The sequence below is a fragment of the Kocuria carniphila genome, from assembly GCF_004136555.1.
GTDB lineage: Bacteria > Actinomycetota > Actinomycetes > Actinomycetales > Micrococcaceae > Kocuria > Kocuria carniphila.
Genome location: NZ_NOIT01000048.1, coordinates 1 through 847, shown reverse-complemented (window position 1 = coordinate 847; position 847 = coordinate 1). Strand labels below are relative to the sequence as shown.

Here is an 847-nt window from a genome sequence, read left to right as displayed (position 1 = left end):
AGTTCACCTTCGGGCACGTGCGCCAACTCGACGCGGTCGCCTCCCGGTTCCTGGTGAACCTGGCCGACCGGGCCCCGCTGCTGGGACGCACCGGCGCTGCCGGTGCGGATCCGGGGTTCGTTTATGTTGATGTGGACGACACGATCATCGAGGTCCACGGCTACCAGAAGCAGGGTTCCGGGTACGGGTACTCCGGGGTCCGTGGGCTCAACGCCCTGTTGGCCACCGCCAGCACCCAGACCGCGGCCCCGGTAATCCTGGGTCAGCGGCTGCGCCGCGGTTCGGTCGGCTCCCCGCGCGGGGCCTCGAGGCTGGTCGGGGATTCGCTGGCCATCCTCAAGCGATTGGTGCCGGCGGCCGGCGCCCGGGTGCTGGTCCGGGCCGACTCCGCTTTCTATGGGCATGCCACCGTGGCCGCCGCGCTCACCGCCGGGGCGGAGGTGTCGGTGACCGTGAAGATGGACAAGGCCGTCAAGGCCGCTATCGCCGGCATCGACGAGAAAGCGTGGACCGGCATCAGGTACCCGCAGGCGATCTTCGACGAGGACACCGGCACGTGGATCTCCAAGGCGGAGGTGGCCGAGGTCCCCTTCACCGCGTTCACCTCAAGGAAGAAAACCGAACGGGTCCCCGGTCGACTGGTGGTGCGCCGAATCCCGGAACTGAACCCCCAGGACACGGACCAGCCGACACTGTTCGACACCCACCGGTTCCACGCCTTCTTCACCACCACCGACCCGGAGGTGCTGGACACGGTGACCGCGGACCAGACCCACCGGGGCCACGCGGTCATCGAGCAGGTCAACGCCGATTTGAAGGACAGCGCCCTGGCCCACCTGCCCTCCGG

1 protein-coding gene is annotated in these 847 nt (G+C 68.8%); it reads left to right on the top strand.

The window, feature by feature from the left end; all coding sequences use genetic code 11:
* A partial coding sequence (locus tag EWV37_RS15435) for an IS1380 family transposase (RefSeq protein ID WP_129702510.1) occupies positions 1-847 on the top strand: 847 nt, incomplete at both ends.